Raw genomic sequence first — 361 nt, 5'->3', positions numbered from 1 at the left:
TGTAGGCTTCCCTTTTTTAGTACGATTTAAAATTAGACAATTTTTCATATTGTACCCAATTTATTTTCTGTTAATTTATAACAGCAAGTTTCTGTTTTTCCTTTTCTCTGTATTTCACAGGAGACAATCCCGCTAATGATTCATGAGGCCTCTCTTCATTGTAATCTTTAACAAATTCATCAGTTATCTCTCGAACATCTTCTAATGATTCAAATATATATGAATCAAGAACATTCTCCCTATAAGTCCTGTTAAATCTTTCTATATATCCATTTTGCATTGGTTTGCCAGGCTCTATATATTGAAAGGTAATACTATTGGCCTTACTCCAATGAGTCATCAATCCTGCAATAAGTTCTGG

The 361-nt window shown here is 32.1% G+C and carries 1 protein-coding gene; it reads right to left on the bottom strand.

Annotated elements, in window-relative coordinates:
• Positions 1-70 precede the first annotated feature (70 nt).
• On the bottom strand, positions 71-361 hold a 291-nt coding region (locus tag GNY06_RS04515), incomplete at its 5' end, for an integrase core domain-containing protein (protein WP_166518995.1).

The sequence above is a fragment of the Elizabethkingia argenteiflava genome (assembly GCF_009904105.1).
In the GTDB taxonomy this organism is placed as follows: Bacteria; Bacteroidota; Bacteroidia; order Flavobacteriales; family Weeksellaceae; genus Elizabethkingia; species Elizabethkingia argenteiflava.
Note: the sequence above shows the minus strand (reverse complement) of the source record. Positions and strands in the feature narration are given on the sequence as shown.